At 73.8% G+C, this 17,507-nt stretch carries 13 protein-coding genes; 6 read left to right on the forward strand and 7 right to left on the reverse strand.

What is annotated here, in order from left to right:
* The first annotated feature begins 87 nt into the window (after positions 1-87).
* From AB0M29_RS33760 to AB0M29_RS33780, 5 genes are all read left to right on the forward strand, one after another.
* Positions 88-1,233, forward strand: coding sequence for a VOC family protein (locus AB0M29_RS33760; protein WP_365389808.1), 1,146 nt, complete (start codon positions 88-90; stop codon positions 1,231-1,233).
* A complete protein-coding gene (locus AB0M29_RS33765) occupies positions 1,230-2,168 on the forward strand; it encodes a fumarylacetoacetate hydrolase family protein (protein WP_365389810.1) in 939 nt (312 codons plus the stop codon). The genes AB0M29_RS33760 and AB0M29_RS33765 overlap by 4 nt, the downstream gene beginning before the upstream one ends.
* On the forward strand, positions 2,165-4,060 hold the full coding sequence (locus tag AB0M29_RS33770) for an acyl-CoA synthetase (protein WP_365389812.1): 1,896 nt from the start codon (positions 2,165-2,167) through the stop codon (positions 4,058-4,060). The genes AB0M29_RS33765 and AB0M29_RS33770 overlap by 4 nt, the downstream gene beginning before the upstream one ends.
* Positions 4,057-5,553, forward strand: coding sequence for a bifunctional 3-(3-hydroxy-phenyl)propionate/3-hydroxycinnamic acid hydroxylase (locus tag AB0M29_RS33775; RefSeq protein WP_365389815.1), 1,497 nt, complete (start codon positions 4,057-4,059; stop codon positions 5,551-5,553). The genes AB0M29_RS33770 and AB0M29_RS33775 overlap by 4 nt, the downstream gene beginning before the upstream one ends.
* Positions 5,554-5,647: 94 nt before the next feature.
* Positions 5,648-7,246, forward strand: coding sequence for a protein kinase (locus AB0M29_RS33780; protein ID WP_365389818.1), 1,599 nt, complete (start codon positions 5,648-5,650; stop codon positions 7,244-7,246).
* Between the two features lie 71 nt (positions 7,247-7,317).
* On the opposite strand, the gene AB0M29_RS33785 is transcribed toward AB0M29_RS33780, so the two are convergent.
* From AB0M29_RS33785 to AB0M29_RS33795, 3 genes are all read right to left on the reverse strand, one after another.
* Positions 7,318-8,952, reverse strand: coding sequence for an MFS transporter (locus AB0M29_RS33785; RefSeq protein ID WP_365389820.1), 1,635 nt, complete (start codon positions 8,950-8,952; stop codon positions 7,318-7,320).
* 70 nt (positions 8,953-9,022) lie between these two features.
* Positions 9,023-9,670 (reverse strand): TetR/AcrR family transcriptional regulator, encoded by a 648-nt coding sequence (locus tag AB0M29_RS33790; protein WP_365389822.1) that lies wholly within the window; start codon positions 9,668-9,670, stop codon positions 9,023-9,025.
* Between the two features lie 84 nt (positions 9,671-9,754).
* Positions 9,755-10,744, reverse strand: coding sequence for an alpha/beta hydrolase (locus tag AB0M29_RS33795; protein WP_365389825.1), 990 nt, complete (start codon positions 10,742-10,744; stop codon positions 9,755-9,757).
* 190 nt (positions 10,745-10,934) lie between these two features.
* On the opposite strand from AB0M29_RS33795, the gene AB0M29_RS33800 reads away from it, so the two are divergent.
* Entirely contained in the window at positions 10,935-11,480 is a 546-nt protein-coding gene (locus AB0M29_RS33800; RefSeq protein ID WP_365389828.1) for a GNAT family protein, read from the forward strand.
* A gap of 18 nt (positions 11,481-11,498) precedes the next feature.
* Here the strand turns inward: AB0M29_RS33800 and AB0M29_RS33805 are convergent, their stop codons facing one another.
* The 4 genes from AB0M29_RS33805 to AB0M29_RS33820 all read right to left on the reverse strand — a co-directional run bounded on the left by AB0M29_RS33805 (position 11,499) and on the right by AB0M29_RS33820 (position 17,265).
* Complete coding sequence (locus tag AB0M29_RS33805; protein WP_365389831.1) at positions 11,499-12,398, reverse strand: hypothetical protein; 900 nt, start codon at positions 12,396-12,398, stop codon at positions 11,499-11,501.
* 87 nt (positions 12,399-12,485) lie between these two features.
* Positions 12,486-13,448, reverse strand: a complete 963-nt coding sequence (locus tag AB0M29_RS33810) for a helix-turn-helix domain-containing protein (protein ID WP_365389834.1) — start codon at positions 13,446-13,448, stop codon at positions 12,486-12,488.
* A gap of 70 nt (positions 13,449-13,518) precedes the next feature.
* Entirely contained in the window at positions 13,519-14,160 is a 642-nt protein-coding gene (locus AB0M29_RS33815) for a lysophospholipid acyltransferase family protein (RefSeq protein WP_365389837.1), read from the reverse strand.
* A 135-nt stretch (positions 14,161-14,295) separates the two neighbouring features.
* Complete coding sequence (locus AB0M29_RS33820; protein WP_365389840.1) at positions 14,296-17,265, reverse strand: LuxR C-terminal-related transcriptional regulator; 2,970 nt, start codon at positions 17,263-17,265, stop codon at positions 14,296-14,298.
* Positions 17,266-17,507 lie beyond the last annotated feature (242 nt).

Consider the following 17,507-nt stretch of genomic DNA (forward strand, 5'->3'; position numbering starts at 1 on the left):
TTCGACCGCCAAGACTGATGATTTAATCAAATACGAGCAGTCAATCATGTTCGTGATCCGGTACGAGTCACCACCGACGGAGCTCCCATGCCCGAGAACCACGCCCCTCCGGTCGGCCTGGCCACAGCCCATGCCGACCTGCACAGCGAGCACGGGGCCCTACGCGGTGAGCATTCCGGCCGCGGCCGCGATCCGGTGGTCAAGGTCGCGGATCTGGCGTGGCTGGAGTTCGAGAAGCGGGACCTGGACCGCGCCGAGGCGTTCGCCCGGGACTTCGGTTTCGCCGTCGCCGCGCGGACGCCCGACGCGCTGTATCTGCGCGGCACCCTGCCCGGGTCGGCGTGTGTGGTCATCCGGCGCGGTCGCACCGCGCGGTTCCTCGGCCCGGCGTTCCGCGCCGCCGAGCGCGACGACCTGCGGCGGCTGTCCCGGGTCACCGGGCACCGGATCCGCGACCTGGGAGAGTTCGGCGGCGGCAGAGCGGTGGACCTGACCGATCCCTCCGGGATGCCGGTGCGTGTCGTGCACGGCACCGAGACGCTCACCGCCCTGCCCGAACAGCAGCCCCTGCACCTCAACTTCGGCACCGGCAGGCCGCGCACGAACACCACCCAGCGTCCGCCGCGCGAGCCCGCGCGGGTGCAGCGGCTCGGTCATGTGGTGCTGGAGACACCGAAGTTGCGGCGGACGCTGGACTGGTACCTGGACACGCTCGGCCTGATCGCGAGCGACTTCCTCTTCCTGGACGGGCAGCGCGACCGGGGCCCCACCATGGCGTTCCTCCGCTGCGACCAGGGGAGCGTGCCTGTGGACCACCACACCCTGGCGATGCACCTGGGGCCGCGTACCGGCTATGTGCACTCCGCGTACCAGGTGACCGACCTGGACGCGATCGCGGCGGGCGGCGAGTACCTGGCCGAGCGCGGCTACCGGCGCAGCTGGGGCATCGGGCGGCACATCCAGGGCAGCCAGATCTTCGACTACTGGCGCGACCCCGACCGGCTGCTGGTCGAGCACTTCGCCGACGGCGACCTGTTCTCCTGCGACGTCGAACCCGGCTGGGCGCCGATGTCCGCCAGCGGCCTCGCCCAGTGGGGGCCGCCCGCCACCCGGGACTTCCTCGGCGCCACCCCCTCCCTCGCCCTGGTCCGCGCGGTCGTCAAGGCCCTGCGCGCGGACAACGAGATCGACCCCAGCCGTTTGCTGGGCCTGATGAAAGCGACCAGCCGATGAGTGTCAACGTCCTGCGTACCGCCGACGGATGGTTCGCCGTACGCGGCAGGACCGCCCTGCGCGTCGAGACCTCCGCCGCCACGACCGCCGAGCTGCTGGCCGACGCGGCCGCCGTGAACGTGGCCGCGCGCGGCACCGGCGCCGGTGTGCCCGTCGCCGAACTGCTGCCGCTCTCCCCCGTCACCGCGCCGTGCCGGGTGGTCGCCCAGATGGCGAACTTCGTCTCGCACGCGAAGGACGCGGGCCTGGACCCGAAGGGGATCCCGCTGACGTTCTTCCGCAAGTCGTCGGGGTCGATCAGCGGCCCGGCCGACGACATCGTCAAGCCCGCTCATGTGCGGCTGCTGGACTACGAGGTGGAGATCGGGCTCGTCATCGGCGCCCCGCTGCGTGTCGGCACCGAGATCACGCGGGAGAACCTGGCCGAGTACGTGGCGGCGCTGGTGGTCACCAACGACGTGTCCGCGCGGGACGTGCAACTGCCCAAGACGCAGTTCTACGAGGGGAAGTCGTATCCCGGCTTCACCCCGGTCGGCCCGATGCTGGTGCTGCTCGACGAGGGCGACCTGGAGCGCTTCGCCCAACTGCGGCTGCGCCTGTGGGTCAACGGCGAGCTGCGGCAGAACATGCCGGCCTCCGACATGATCTACGACCCGCTGCGGGCGCTCCAGGCCCTCACCGGCTTCCAGCGGCTGGACCCGGGCGACCTGCTGCTCACCGGCACCCCCGTGGGCACCGCGCTGAGCGCGCCGCCGAAGCCGGTGGAGTTCATCGGCTCACTGCTGCCGACCGCGACCAAGTGGCGGCTGTTCTTCAAGAGCCAGGCCAGGAACCCCCGTTACCTGCGCGACGGGGACGTCGTCGAGGCCGCCGTGGCGACCGACGACGCCGCGATCGACCTCGGCCGCCAGCGCACGGTGGTGAGGTACGCATGAGCGACGAGAACCTGCTGTGGCCCGCGTACAGCGGACCGGAGGACCTGGCCGCGATCGAGGCCGTGCCACTGGAGGACCGCGGCCTGCCGGAGTCGACGTACGCCCTGCTGGTGCGCGCGGCCAGGCTGTGGCCGCACCGCACCGCCCTCACCGTGCTGCCCGACGCGGAGCGGTGGCGCGAGCCGGTGCACCTCACCTTCGCCGAACTGCTGGACCAGGTGCACCGCTACGCCAACCTGCTGCACCGCTTCGGGGTCCGGCGCGGCGACACGGTCGCGCTGATGGCGCCCAACTGCGTCGAGTTGATCGCTGCCACCCTCGCCGCGCAGCTCGCCGGGATCGCCGCGCCGCTCAACGGCGGCCTGGCGCCCGCGCACCTGGCGGACCTGCTGCGGCGTTCCGGCGCCCGGGTGCTCATCACCGCGGGGCCCGAACTGGCCCCTGACGTATGGGCGAAGGTCCCCGAGCTGACCGGGTCGCTGGACGCGGTCCTGGTGCTGCGTCCCACCGCTCCCTCGGCCCAACTGGCGCTGCTGCCACGGCTCGACGGGGTCCTCGTCGGCGAACTCGCCGAACTGGCGCACGGCGAGGACACTTCCGGCTTCGAGGGCGACCCGCCCGGCCCCGGCGACCTGGCGGCCTTCTTCCACACCGGCGGCACCACCGATACGCCCAAGCTCGCCGTGCACACCCACGCCAACGAGGTCGCCAACGCCTGGATGATGGCCGCCGACTCGGTACTCGACGACAAGGCGGTGGTCTTCGCCGCCCTGCCGCTGTTCCATGTCAACGCCCTGGTGGTGACGCTGCTCGCGCCGCTGTTCAAGGGCCGGCGGGTGGTGTGGGCGGGGCCGCTCGGCTACCGCGAGCCCGCACTGTACGGGGAGTTCTGGCGGATCGTCGACCACTACCGGATCGCCACCATGAGCGCGGTCCCCACCGTCTACGCCGTCCTCGCCCAGTGCGCCGCCGACGGTTCTGACATCAGCAGCCTGCGCTACGCCATGGTCGGCGCCTCGCCGCTGCCCGCCGCCGTCCGCACCGCGTTCGAGGCACACACCGGAACGACGCTGGTCGAGGGCTACGGGCTGACCGAGGCCACCTGCGCCAGCGCCCGCGGCTTCCCCGACGCGCCGCGCCCCGGCGCCGTCGGCCAGCGGATGCCGTACCAGCGGGTCAGGGTCGTCCACCCGGAGACCTGGGCGGAGCTTCCCGCCGGGCGCACCGGGCTGCTGATGATCAGCGGCCCCACCGTCTTCGCCGGATACGTCGCCGGCCGTGACCGGCACGGCCCGGTCATCGACGGGCTCGGCAAGCTGGTGGACGGGTGGCTGGACACCGGCGACCTCGCCCGGCTCGACGCCGACGGGTTCGTGCACCTCGCCGGGCGCGCGAAGGACCTGATCATCCGCGGCGGCCACAACATCGACCCGGCCGTCATCGAGGACGCCCTCCTCGCCCACCCGCGGGTCACCGCCGCGGGCGCGGTGGGCCGCCCCGACCCGCACGCGGGAGAGGTGCCCGTCGCCTATGTGACGCTCGCCGCCGACGCGGACCTCACCGAGGACCAACTCCTCATCTGGGCAGCGGAGCACGTGCCCGAGCGCGCCGCGGCGCCCAGGTCCGTGACCGTGCTGAGCGCGCTGCCGGTCACCGACGTCGGGAAGCCGTACAAGCTCGCGCTGCGCGCCGACGCCGCCCACCGGGCCGTCGTCGAGGCCCTGGCGGAGCGCGGCTCGGACGTCACCGTCCAGCCCCGGATCGAGGACGGAACGGTCGTCGTGGCCGTCACGGGTCCGGCGGACGACCACGCGGCGGTGAGCGCGCTGCTCGACAGGTACGCCCTGCGCTGGACGTGGTCGGAGGCCGCCGGCGAGGCGGTGCCGTCATGACGGCGGGCGTCATACCGGTGGTCGTGGTCGGCGCGGGGCCGACCGGGCTGACGGCGGCGACGCTGCTGGGCCAGTACGGCGTCGAGACGCTGGTGCTGGACCGCTGGGACTCCGTGTACCCGCTGCCCCGCGCGGTCCATCTCGACGACGAGATCTACCGGCTGCTCGCCCGGCTCGGCGTCGGCGAGGAGTTCGCCGCCATCTCCCGGCCCGCCCGGGGCCTGCGGCTGCTGGACCGCGAGCTGCGCGTGCTGGCCGAGTTCACGCGCGGCGCCGACCGGGGCCGCCACGGCCATCCCGAGGCCAACATGTTCGACCAGCCGCGTCTGGAGGAACTGCTCCGGTCCAACGTCAAGCGGCAGTCGGCCGTGACCCTGCGGGGGAACACCGAGGTCACCGCGGTCGAGCGGTCGGGCGACGGCCCGGTGCGCGTGCGCCTCACCCACACGGACACCGGTGAGACGGACACGGTCCTGGCCGGGTACGTCCTGGGCTGCGACGGTGCCAACAGCCTGACGCGCGCGGCGATCGGCGCCACCCTGCGCGATCTCGGCTTCGCCCAGCGCTGGCTCGTGGTCGACATCGCCACCGACGCCGACCTCGCCCAGTGGGAGGGGGTGCACCAGGTCTGCGACCCGGTGCGCGCGGGTAGCTGGGAGTTCCAGCTCCTGCCCGGCGAGAGCGCGGACGACTACCGCGACCTCACCCGCCTTCACCCGCTCATCCGGCCCTGGACCGGCGCCGTCCCGACGGCCGAGCTGGAGCTGCTGCGCACCGCCGAGTACACCTTCCGCGCCCAGATCGCCGACCGCTGGCGTGCCGGACGGGTCTTCCTGCTCGGTGACGCGGCGCATCTGACGCCGCCGTTCATCGGCCAGGGCATGGGCGCGGGCCTGCGCGACGCCGCCAACCTCGCGTGGAAGCTCACCGCCGTGCTGGAGGGCCTGCTCCCGGACGAGGTACTCGACAGCTACCAGGCCGAACGCGCCCCCCACGCCCACGCGATGATCACCCTGGCCAAGCTCATCGGCACCGCCATGACCGCGGGCGGCAGGCTCGGCGACGCCCTGCGCCGCCTGGTCGCGCCGAGGCTCCATCTGCTGCCGGGTTTCAGCGACCGGGTGCTCGACAGCGCGACGCCACCCCTGCGCCGTTCCGCACTCGTCGACCGCGACCGGCTGCGGCGCGGGCTGGCGGGTCGGCTCTGCCCCAACGCGGAGCTGGCCGAGGGCCGGCGGCTGGACGACCTGGCCGCGGGCCGGTTCGCGCTCGTCACGGCCGCACCGCCCACCGCACGGCTGCGCGCCGAGGTCCGGGACCGCGGCGGTGTCCTCGTCGCCGCCGCCCCCGGCACCGACCTGCACCGCTGGCTGCGCCGGGGACGTGCCGCGGCCGCGCTGGTCCGCCCGGACGGCACCGTCCAGCGCACCGCGCACGACCCGCTGGACCTGTGCGAACTCCTCCCCCGCCGCCCTTCACCCGGCGCCGGATAGCCCGCCCGAAGGCTCGGCCCGACCGCCGGACCCGGCCGGGCCGCCCCACCGCCCGGCCGCCCCCCCACCGACCAGAAGGACCGCACACACCGCCATGCAGTACACCCCTTACGACGAGTGGGCCCGCGTGATCGGCGACCGGTACGCGCTGCGCGAGGCGATCGGGCGCGGTGGCATGGCCGAGGTCTGGTCGGCGGAGGACCTGGTCCTCCATCGCACGGTCGCCGTGAAGCTGATGCACACGCAACTCGCCTTCGACGACGTCGCCCAGACCCGTTTCCAGCGCGAGGCCCGTGCGGCGGCGTCCCTGAACCACCCGTGCGTCGCCGCCGTGTACGACGCGGGCTGCGTGGCCACCACACCGCCGCGCCCGTACCTGGTCATGGAGTACGTGGCCGGGCAGACCGCCGCCGACCGGCTGCGGTCCGCCCCGCCCACACCGGAGGAGGCCGTCGCCTGGGTGGCGGGAACCCTCGACGCGCTCGCCTGCGCGCACGCGGCCGGGCTGGTGCACCGCGACATCAAGCCCGCCAATGTGATGATCACCCCGGACGGCCAGGTCAAGGTCATGGACTTCGGGATCGCCCACGTGGCCAGCGCCCACGACACCGGGCTGACCGCGGCGGGCAACGTCCTCGGCACCGTCGCCTACATGTCGCCGGAGCAGGTCCGCGGCCAGAGCGTCGACTCACGCTCCGACCTGTACTCGACCGGGTGCATGCTCTACGAACTCCTCACCGGCCGCCCGCCGTTCGTGGGCGAGACCCCGCTCACGGTCGCGTACCAGCACGTCTACGGGGACGCCCCCGCACCGGCCGATCTGGGCATCCGGCTGCCCGCGCCCGTCGAGGACGCGCTCGCGCGGGCGATGGCCAAGAACCCCGACGACCGCTTCCCGACGGCCGCCGCCATGCGCGACGCCCTGCTGGCGCCCCGCACGCTCCCCTTCGCGTCCGAAGCCCCCGGCACCGTGGCCACCGAAGCCGAGACGGTGTCGCTCCAGGACGACTCGCCCACGGCGCTCCTGCCGTCCGCGGACGACCCCCGGCGGTCGCTGCGGCGCCGATCGCAGATGGTGCTCGCCTCGGTGGTCGTCCTCACCGCGGGCGGACTGCTCGCCGCGACGCTCCCGCTGTCCTCGGACGCGACGCCCGCGACCGGTCCCCGAGCCGAGACCTCGCTCGCCGCCGGAAGCACCTCCGCGCGTCCGCGCACGTCGAGCAGTGGCACGAACACCGGCCGCTCGGGCCCGGGCCGCTCGGGCGGCGGCAGGAACTCCTCGGCCGGACCCCGTACTTCCGCGCACGCGTCGGGCCGGTCCGTTCTGGTGCCCGCCGACCTCGTCGGGACGACGCTCGGGCAGGCGAGAGCCGAACTGGCCGGGCTGGGCCTGAGCATCGCCCTCACGCCCGGCTCCAGCAGCCGTACGGGGAGCACAGTGATGGCGACGCTCCCGGCCGCGGGAACCCAGGTGGCCAGCGGGGACACCGTCCTGCTCGCCACGCAGGACGACGGTGGTTCGGCGACGGCTCCGGGTTCGGGTTCCTCGGCCTCGTCGGGCAGCGGCGGCGCGGGCGGGTCGGGCGGCTCGGGCTCCGGCTCGGGCGGGTCCGGATCCACCTCGTCCTCCGGCGGCACCGACCCCGCGGCGCCGCCGCCGCTGCCCCCGCCGGGTCCGGCGCGGCCCCGCTGACGACACCACGCCGGGCGTACGCGATTTCCGTCGCGTACGCCCGGCGTTTCCGTGTGCCCGCCGGCCTGAGATCAGCTCTCGTCCGGGGTGTGCACCACGGGAGCGGCGTCCGCGTGCCCGGCCGCTGGCTGCCGCGTGGCGCGGTCCTCCGGCGCGGTCGCCGTGTCCGGCGCGTCCGTGTCGGCGGCCGGCGACGGGAGGCCCGGCAGCCGGTGGGGAGCGCGGATCAGCGCGCCGAGTGCGGCCAGGGCCAGGACCGCCGCGGCGACGCCGGTCGCGGCGGTGAAGCCGTCGAGGAAGGCGTCCCGTACCGCCTGGGCGAGCTGGGGGCCCTGCGGGCCGAGGTGGGCGGCGGCCTGGAGTCCGGCGGCGGCCGAGTGGTGCACGGCCTCGGCGGCCTGGGCCGGAAGGCGTTGCAGGTCCGGCAGGCCCGCGCGGTACCGGCTGGAGAAGACCGAGCCCATGACGGCGATACCGAGCGCGGAGCCGACTTCGCGGGTGGTGTCGTTCATCGCCGAGGCCACGCCCTGGCGGTCGGCCCCGACGGACCCGACGATGGCGCTGGTGCCCGTGGAGCCCGCCAGCCCGATGCCCGCGCCGGCGAGCAGCAGCCCGCCGAGGAAGGGCGGGTAGCCGCTGTCCGCATGGAGCCGGGTGAGCCAGCCCATCCCCGCGGCCAGCAGCAGCAGGCCGGCCGTCATGGTGAGCTTCAGGCCGATCCGCCGCACGATCCGCGGGGTGAGTACGGAGACGGGCATGACCACCACGGCGACCGGGATCAGCGCCGCGGCGCTCTTCAGCGGGCTGTAGCCGAGGATGAGTTGGAGGTACTGCAGGCCGACGAAGAAGAAGCCGAAGACGGCCATGAACTGGGTCATGACGGTGACCGATCCGGCGCGGAAGCCGGGCAGCCCGAACAGCCGCGGGTCCAGCAGGGGGTGACTGCTGCGCAGGCCGCCGACCGCGTAGGCGACGAGCGAGACCGCGCACACGGCGAAGGCCGCCAGCACCTCGGGGCGGGTCCACCCCTGGTCGCTGCCCTCGATGATGCCGTAGACGAGGCTTCCCACCGCCAGCATCGTCGCGGCCGTACCGCCGGCGTCGACCGGTTCGGGGACAGTGCTGCGGGTCTCGGGGGCCAGTACGACGGCGGAGAGCGCGCACACCACCGCGGTGGCGGCGCTGACCACGAACAGGGACTTCCAGGACCAGTCCTCCAGCAGGGCGCCCGCGACCAGCATGCCGATGATGGCGCCCGCGGCGGCGAAGCCCGACCAGATCGCGACACCGCGGGAGCGGCGCTCGGGCGGGAAGGAGGAGGTGATCGTCGACAGGGTGCCCGGCATGATCATCGCCGCGCCGAGGCCCATCACCACCCGCCACACGATCAGGTGCGAGGTGGAGGCCGAGGTCGCGGCGAGTGCGGCGGCGGCGCCGAAGACGAGGTTGCCGGCGATCAGCACCTTGCGGCGCCCGATGCGGTCGCCCAGGGCGCCGAGCGGCAGCACGAGCGCGGCCAGGGCGACGGTGTAGCCGTCGGCGATCCAGGTCAGGTCGGTGTTGGAGGCGCCCAGGGACACGGCCAGGTCGGGCAGGGCGAGGTTCAGCGCGGAAACGGAGGCGACGACGAGCACCAGGGACAGGCACATGGCGAAAAGAACGCCCGTGTGGCCTGCCCGGGGGCGCGCGACGGGAGGCGTGCTCATGAAAGCATCGTAACTGATGACTTCATCAGTTACGATGGCCGCCTCGTCGCGCCGGGTGGCGACGGCGGTCTCAGGGCAGTTCGGGCAGGGTGCGGCGGGCGATCTCGCGGGCCTCGTCGGCGGGGACGCCGAGCATGCGCAGGATCAGTTCGGCCATCTCCTCTCCTGCCTCGGCGTCGACCTCGCGCACCGTGTGGAGCTGGAGGAGTCCGACAACCGAGCCGCCGACGGCGCTGAGCGCCACCAGCGGGTCGGCGAAGGCGAAGCGGCCCGACGCCTTGCCGACCTCCAGGTCGCGCAGCGCCCGGGGGCCGAGGCCCTCCGCGGCGTGGATGTAGGCCAGGCCGCGCAGCCGCACGATCTGGGTGATCTCGGGATGCGAGGCGGCCAGCCGCAGGCTGAGCCGGATACTGGCGGAGACGACCGCGGCCGGATCGTCGACCTCGGCGGTGACGAGGTCGAGCAGTTGGCCGTACTCCTCCAGGGCGTCGGAGACGGCGGCGTCGAACAGGTCGTTCTTGCTGTCGAAGTGGTTGTAGAAGCTGCCGAAGCCCACATCCGCCCGGTCGGCGATCTCCTGGATGCTGGCGGATGTCTCACCGGTCTCGGCCAGGATCTGCCGCGCGGCGGCGATCAGCGCCTGGCGGGTGTGGGCCCGGCGCCGCTCGAAGCGGTTCGCGGACGCGGGGGCGGGGGTCGTGCCCTGCTTGTTCGGCATGGCACGATTCTAGACGAACACAGATCTGATGCTTTTATCAGCTGCGACCGCCACGGCAACGCCGACGTGCGCGGGTCACCCGGGTTACGCGAGGAAGTCCCGCAGCACGGTGGTCATTTCCTCGTGCGCCTCGAAGGGCCAGAAGTGGCCCGAGTCGAGGAGGTGCACACCGCTGCCCGTCGGGAGCTTCGCGAGGACCTCAGGGTCGGCGTAGAACTCGCGCGGCTGCAGGGGATCGTCCGCCCCCTGGAGCAGCAGGACGGGGCACTTCCACCGCGGGATGAGGCGGGTGCGCCGCTCGACCCACTCCTGGCGGAAGGAGGAGGAGTTGAAGTAGCGGGGGACGGCGGTGCTGATCCCCTCGTAACTGAACTCCTGGACGGTGCGGACGAGGTCCGCCGTCCGCACCGGCTTCTCGGTGAGCAGGTAGTACGCGGTGGCCACGAGACGGCGGGCGTCTGCCAGCGTCGCCGGGGCGTCGGGCGAGGTGAACATCGCCTGCTGGGGGTGCAGGTCGGGGTGCAGATGCCACAGGTGCTGCTGACCCCTGGCGTAGCGGTGGACGCGGTCGGCCATCCGGGCCACGAGGTGGTCCCCCACCGGGGTCCCCCTGTCGTGCGTGACGAGACTGAACCGCTCGATCCCCAACTGGTCCAGCAACGCCTCCAGCTGGATGGCGACTCCCTCCTGGCGGAAGTCGCCCGTGCCCTTCTCGGACTGCCCGTAACCCTTCAGGTCGACGGCCAGGCAACGGTGGTCGGCGCCCAACGCCTCCAGCGCGTAGTGCCACTGCCACCAGGAGTCGGGCACCCCGTGCAGGAACACCACGACGGGCGCGTCGGCGGGGCCCGTCTCGACGTAGTGCCAGCGCACGGTCTCGCCGTCGCCGGGTGCGTCCGCGAACCGGTGGGTGACGCTGACCTGACCCAGCTTCTCCTGGTCGCCGTCCTCGTCATGGGCGCGCGGCGCGGGCTCCGGCAGCTGGGCCACCAGCTCGTCGACCTTGGCCAGCTTCTCGAGACCCTTCTCCAGCCCCTCACGCACCCGCGGCGGAAGCGGTGTGTAGTCGTGCATCGCGAAAGCCTCCTGCTCGATGACCGTATCAATGATGATGTCTTCAGATTTGATGGAATCATCATCTTGTGGTGACCGTCAAGACACGGGCACGACACATGAGGCGGCGAGACGTCACACATGGGGTCGGGCCCCACGACGGCCGCATATTGGTTTGCCGCGGCCCGGCCCGGCCGGATAGGAAGCTCGCATGCTACGAGGCGGCAAAATCGGGCTCCGGGCCCGGCACGAGGACGACATCCCGATTCTGCGGACCGAGTTGTACGACGACGTGGTCAACTCCTCCCGGGCCGAGAGCGGTCCGTGGCGGCCGATCTCGCCCGGTGCGAAGGATCCGCGGCTCTCGGTGGACGACGCCAAGGATCCGGGCAGTGTCCCGTTCTCCGTGGTGGAGCTGGACGGCGGCGCGCTCGTCGGCACCGCGACACTGTGGGGCATCGACACCCACCACCGGGCCGCGCACATCGGGCTCGGGCTGCTGCCGTCCAGCCGCGGCAAGGGCTACGGCACGGATGTGGTCGCGGTGCTGTGCCACTACGGCTTCGTCGTCCGCGGCCTGCACCGGCTGCAGATAGAGACGCTCGCCGACAACGCCGCCATGCTGCGCTCGGCCGAGCGCAACGGCTTCGTGCGCGAGGGTGTACTGCGCTCCTCGGCTTGGGTGATGGGCGAGTTCCTGGACGAGGTGCTGCTCGGACTCCTCGTCCAGGACTGGAAGCCGGACGCGAAGGGCTAGCACCCGCCCGGGGCCACCTCAGGCGGCCGGGATCAGTTCGGTGCGCAGTTCATGGCCGCCGTCGGGCAGCCGGGCCTCGTAGTAGATCCGGTGGCCGCCCTCGGGCAGCGGGAGGACGTCGAGGTAACGGACGTCCGCCACCGGAGCGTTGGTGAGGGGCGCGAGGGGGGAGCCGCCGACACCGCGGGCGGCGGACGCCAGGCCGGTGCGCTCGTGCCAGTTCTCCTGCGCGGTGGCGCGTCCGTCGTAGGAGAAGCGGCCGTCGGGCAGCACGCTGGTGACGCGTGCGCCGCGCGCGTCCCACCCGCCCTGACGGCCGGTCAGTACGGTGCCGTGCCACTGCCATTGGACGCCGTCGCCGCTGGTGGCGTACGCGGTGGTCATCCGGTCCTCGGCGCCGGGGACGTCCAGGGGGTGGCAGCAGATCCAGGCGTGCCAGCGCTGTCCGTCGTAACGGATCACCGGGTCCTTGACGGCGGTGGCCTCGTCCCCGCCGAAGACACGGCGCACCTCGGCGCGGGCGAGCCCCTCGGGGTCCGCGGCCTCCAGCAGCCCGATCCACCAGTGCTTGGTGCCCGGGGTGGCGCAGCTGACGTACAGCCGCCACCGGCCGCTCTCCGTCCGTACGAGCGCGGGGCGTTCCACCATGCTCGCCCCGAAGCGGTCCCGGGTCAGCGTGCAGACGGGCGTGAAGTGCTCCCCGTCGGCGGAGCGGGCGAGGACATTGACGTCCTCCTCGGCGCGGACGCGATACGCGAGAAGCACGGTCCCGTCGGTGTCGAGGGCGGCGCTCGGCGCCCCGGCCCAGCGCTGCGTTCCCGTCCGCGGTGCGGCGACGGCCACCGCCGCGGGAGCGGAGCCCGGCAGCGGCAGGTCACGGGTGGCGGCGGCACGGCGTCGCCGGTGCGTTGATCTCATGCCCGAAGTCTTGGCTCCCGGTGGCGTCGGCGACAGCGGCAGGTCTGCCGTCCTTCGGGCAGTTCCTGCCGTGCGGGCGGTACGGGACTACGCCGAGCGGAAGGTGCGGCGGTGGGCGGCGGGGGCGATGCCGCGGCGGGCGGCGAAGTGGTGGCGCAGGGTGTCGGCGCTGCCGAAGCCCGCGCGTGCGGCCACCGCGTCCACGGAGAGGTCCGTACGCTCCAGCAGCTCCTCGGCGAGCTGAAGGCGCTGGTCAAGCAGCCAGCGGTGCGCGGTGGTGCCGGTGACCGCCTTGAACCGCCGGGCGAAGGTCCGGGGCGACATCGCCGCGCGGGCGGCGAGCGCGTCCACGGTCAGCGGCTGGTCGAGGTGGGCCTGCATCCAGTCGATCAGCTCGGAGAGGTCACCGTCGGCCGTCCTCGGGGCGGGCATGGGCATCTCGATGAACTGGGCCTGCCCGCCGGAGCGGTGTGCGGGCACCACCATGCGGCGGGCCAGGGCGTTGGCCGTCGCGGCGCCGTACTCGCGGCGCACCAGGTGCAGGCAGGCGTCGATTCCGGCGGCCGCTCCGGCGCTGGTGGTCACCGGTCCGTCCTCGACGTACAGCACATGGGCGTCGACCTCGACCCGCGGATACCTTGCGGCCAGCCGGTCGGTGAACTGCCAGTGCGTGGTGGCCCGCCGGCCGTCGAGGAGCCCGGCCTCGGCCAGCAGGAAGGCACCGGTGCACACCGACAGCACCTGGGCGCCGCGTGCCACCGCGGCGCGCAGCGCCTCCAGCAGCGGCGGCGGCGCGGCCCGGTCCCACTCGGGCCAGGCCGGGACGGTGACGAGGTCGGCCTCGGCGATCCGCTCCGGCCCGTGGTCGACCTGGATCGGAAAGCCCGACGTGGTCATCACCGGACCCGGCCGCGCCGCGCAGACCGCGAAGTCGTGCTGCGGCAGCCCCGCCGGATCGTCGGATCGGTCGAGTCCGAACGTCTGGCACACCACGCCCAGCTCGAAGGCTCCGGCGCTGCCTCCGACCACGGCGACCACGTTCCGTATCACCCGCCCATCGTGGCAGATTCTGCCCGGTCAGGTAATACGTGCCAGCCCGTGAACCCCGAGGCGCTGGCCGTCACCGCACATGGCTGATCGCCTGCCGCCAGGCGTCCTCGACGGCGCTGCGGGCGTACGCGGTGGCGGTCGCGATGTCGCCGGTGAGCCGGATCGGGTCGCCGAGGTGGACATGGAGGGCCGGGCGGCGCAGCGGGGCGGTCAGCACCCCGGCGATCTGCTTGGCCCCTCCCCCGGAGATGATCCGGCGCGCTCCGGCGTGACCGAGGGGGACGACGGGGGCGCCGGTGGCGAGGGCGAGACGGGCCAGGCCGGTGCGGAAGAAACCGGGTTCGCCGTCGCCGGAGTCCCGGCGGCGGGGCAGACCGCCCTCGGCGTAGATCACCACGGTGCGGCCGTCGGCGATGGCCTGGGCGGCGAGGTCCAGCGCCTCGGCCGCGCGGCGGCTGCCCCGGTGCACCGGGATATGGCCCTCGCGGGTGAGGAAGCCGCCGAGCAGCGGGATCTTCCACAGCCCCGCGGCCGCGAGCACCACCGGCTCGGTGCCCAGACCGTGCAGCGCGGTCAGCACGAGCCCGGGGTCGACCAGCGCGGTGTGGTTGGGCGCGACGATGCTGCCCGGCGCGACGGTACGCGTCGCGCCGGTGGTCACCGTGAGCCGGCCGAGGACCGGGACGAGCGTGCGGGACAACGTGGTGAGCATGGTGCGTACTTCCCGATCTGCCGAGGACTCGTCCGGCGTGCTGTCTGCCGCCATGGTCACCCGGCCGAGCGGCGGCGTTCATGAGTACACGTACTCATCGACGGGCCTGTGACGTACGGAAATCGGCGCCGCCGCTCAGGCGGTCGGCGGGCGCATCGTCTGGCTGAGGGTGTGCAGCAGGGCCGCCCGGGAGCGGATGTCGAGCTTGCGGTAAATGCTGCCGAGGTGGGTCTCCACGGTTCTGGTGCTGACGTAGAGCTGTTCCGCGATGTCCTTGGTGCGCTTGCCCGTCGCCGCCAGCGCGGCGATCTCCCGCTCGCGGTTGGTGAGGAGGGCCACGGCCGCGCCGACCCGTACGACCGGCACCGCGGCCACCGAGGTGCCGGTGACCCGGGGCACCGCCAGCTGCTTGCGGGTCCTGGCGACCTCCTCCAGGATCCGCTGGGCGCCGCAGGCGCGGGCGGCCTTCGCCGCCTCGTCGAGCCACTCCTGCGCCGGGCCCACGCCCAGTGCCGTGGCCGCCGAGTGCGCCCCGGTCACCAGCGTCCAGGCGTGCTCGACCGGCAGCCCGGCCCGCCGAAACGATTCCGCGGTCTCGTGGAACAGCGCCGCCGCCTCATGGTGGTCACCATGCGCGGCGTGCAACTCCGCCTGGGCCCTGTGCACGTGCTGCCACTGCACCGGCAGCCGCGACTGCCCGGCGGCGGTCTCCGCCTCCGCGGCCCAGGCGCGGGCGGCGGGCGCGTCACCGCAGCGCAGCGCCGCGGTGGACGCCAGCGCGAGCAGCGAGGGCCGCCAGGGGCTCGGCATCCGCAGCAGCCGCGGGCCGCCCACCTCGACGAGGGTGCGCAGGCAGCCCGCGGGATCCGCGGAGTGGAACTGGACATGGGCGTGCAGCCCGGCGGTCACGCTGGCCCGCAGCCCGTCCCCGGTCAGGGCCATCGTCAGCCCTTCCGCGGTGGTCTCCACCAGCCGGGCCGCCTCCCGGTGCGGCCGCGTCCACAGCTGCCCGGTGGCCCGCAGGGTCATCGCCAGTCCCGCGGCCTCGTCGGCACCGATCATCCGCGCCAGCGACTCCGCCTCGCGCGCCCTGCGGCACAGCCGCTCCAGACTCCCCGTCATCTGGTCGAGGTGGCAGAGCGCGACGAGCTGGTTGATCCGGATGTACCGCCGTGTGGCGCCCGTGGTGGCCAGGAGTCCCCGCTCCAGATGCCGGTAGGCGTCGGCGAACCGCTCGTGGAAGAGCTCCGTACAGCCGAGCATCCCCAGCACTTCGGGCATCGTGGCGGCGGTGGCGTCCGGCAGGCCGTCCACGATCCGCGCGCACGCGCTGACCTCCGGCGCGGCCTCGTCCAGCAGGCCGAGCTGGGTGTCACCCAGGGCTGCGAGGGCGCGCAGATACGGTGCCATGGGGTCGCCGCTGTCCGCGGCCGCCGCCGCCTCGCGGACCAGCTCACGTGCCTGGCCGTAGCTCTCCCGGAAGATCTGCACCCGCCCGTGCGCGGTGATCAGCTCGGCCGCGGGCGCGGGCAGCGGGACGGGCAGCGGACGGGGCAGCAGGTCGAGGGCGGCCTGCACGAACGCCTCGGCCTCCTGGTAGTGGCCGAGCAGCCGTTCCACCTCGCCGCACACCGCGTACGCCCGCGCCCGCAGCTCGTCGGACAGCCCGTCGCGGTGCCGCAGCAGGTCGTGTGCCAGGGTGCGGGCCTCCTGGAGGCGGCCCACGGCGGTGAGCGCCCGGCAGCAGTCCAGCGCGAGCACGGCCCGGGTGGCGCTGATCCCGGTGCCCGCCGGCAGGTGGTCGAGGGCCAGGCGCAGCCAACGGGCCGCGCTGGCGGGCGTGTCGGCCATCGCCTCCTCCGCCCCCTCGATCAGGGCCTGCAGGGCGTCGGCGCTGCCCGACCCGACCACGTGCTCGGCGTGCCGGGCCCGCTGGACCGCCGGGGCGCGGCGGGTGGTGAGCAGGTCGAGGGCGGCCTGATGGGCGTGCAGCCGCAGGGCCGGTGAGGCGTGCTCCAGGATGACGTGGCCGAGCACGGGGTGCCGGAAGGCGTAGCGGCCGCCCCACGGCAGCGGCCGGATCAGGTCCGCCCGGGTGAGTTCCCCGAAGGCGCTCAGGCTGCGGTCGAGGCCCAGACCCGAGATCGCGGCGACCTCGTCGGGCAGGAAGGGCGCGCCGAGCACGGCCGCGGCTCCGGCCGATGTCGTGGCGTCGGGGCTGAGGGTGTGCAGTTCGTTGACGAAGGGCGCGGCGGCGCGGCGCAGGCCGTCCCGGTCGGGGCCGGCGGTCAGCGGCCACTCGTCGGGATCCCACCGGGCGGCGACGAGGATCCGCAGCATCCGCGGATTGCCGCAGGAGGCGTCGTGCAGTTGGGCCGCGTACGCCCCGTGGTCCGCGGGCTCCCGCGCGGACTGCCGCCGGCCGGACGCCTGGTCCCACAGCTCCGGGTCGGGCGACGCGTACGCCAGGGAGGCCGTGGCCTCGGTCCGCCAGCGGCCGACCAGGACCGACACCGCCTGCGGCCCGAGCGGCGACGGCGCGAGCCGGATGACGTCGCCGGTCTCCACGCCGTGGTCGAGCGCCTCCATCAGCACGGGGCTGGACTGCCGGGGACGGTGGGCCAGGGCCAGGACGAAGGGTCCTGACGGGGGTGTCCGCAGCAGCCGTGCCAGCGCCCGCGCGGACTGCTCGTCGCACAGGTGCAGGTTGTCCAGGAGCAGTACGCCGCCCTGGACGGCGGCCCAGCACCCGAGGATGTTCCGTACCTCGATGTCGGCGGCGAGGCCGGAGACCGACGGCCGGACGAGTCGCCGCGGCACGCCCAGCGCGGCCAGCACCTCCTTGACGAGCTGGCCCGGCTCGGAGCCGCGCACGGCGTGGCCCCGTACCACCCGCGCGCCCGCCGCCGTCGCCCGCCGGGCCAGCAGACCGAGCAGGCTGGTCTTGCCGATACCGGGGTCACCGGTGATCTCCAGTACGGCGCCCCGTCCGGTGCTCATCCGGCGCAGCACCTTGGTGAGCGCCTCGGTCTCCGTACGCCTGCCAACCAGTTCTCTGGTGACCGGTTCCGTGCCGTTCTCCCGTGCCGGTTGTTCGAGAAGCACACGACTCCCTCTCTACGGGGCTCTGCGGAGTTTTCTGCGGAGGCGATGGCGGAGGCCGACGGTGGCCGACGGACAGGCCGATGGCGCAGACCGAAGGCGCGGACCGATGACGGGGCCGATGGCGGAGACCGATGACGGGGCGGGGGGGGGGGGCGGGCGGGCGGCGGGGGGCGCGGCGGGGCGCCCGGCCGCGGGTGGGGGGGGGGGGGTTTGTGTTTGGTGGTGGTTGTGTTTTTTGGTTT

This window comes from Streptomyces sp. NPDC051976 (genome assembly GCF_040680795.1).
GTDB lineage: Bacteria > Actinomycetota > Actinomycetes > Streptomycetales > Streptomycetaceae > Actinacidiphila.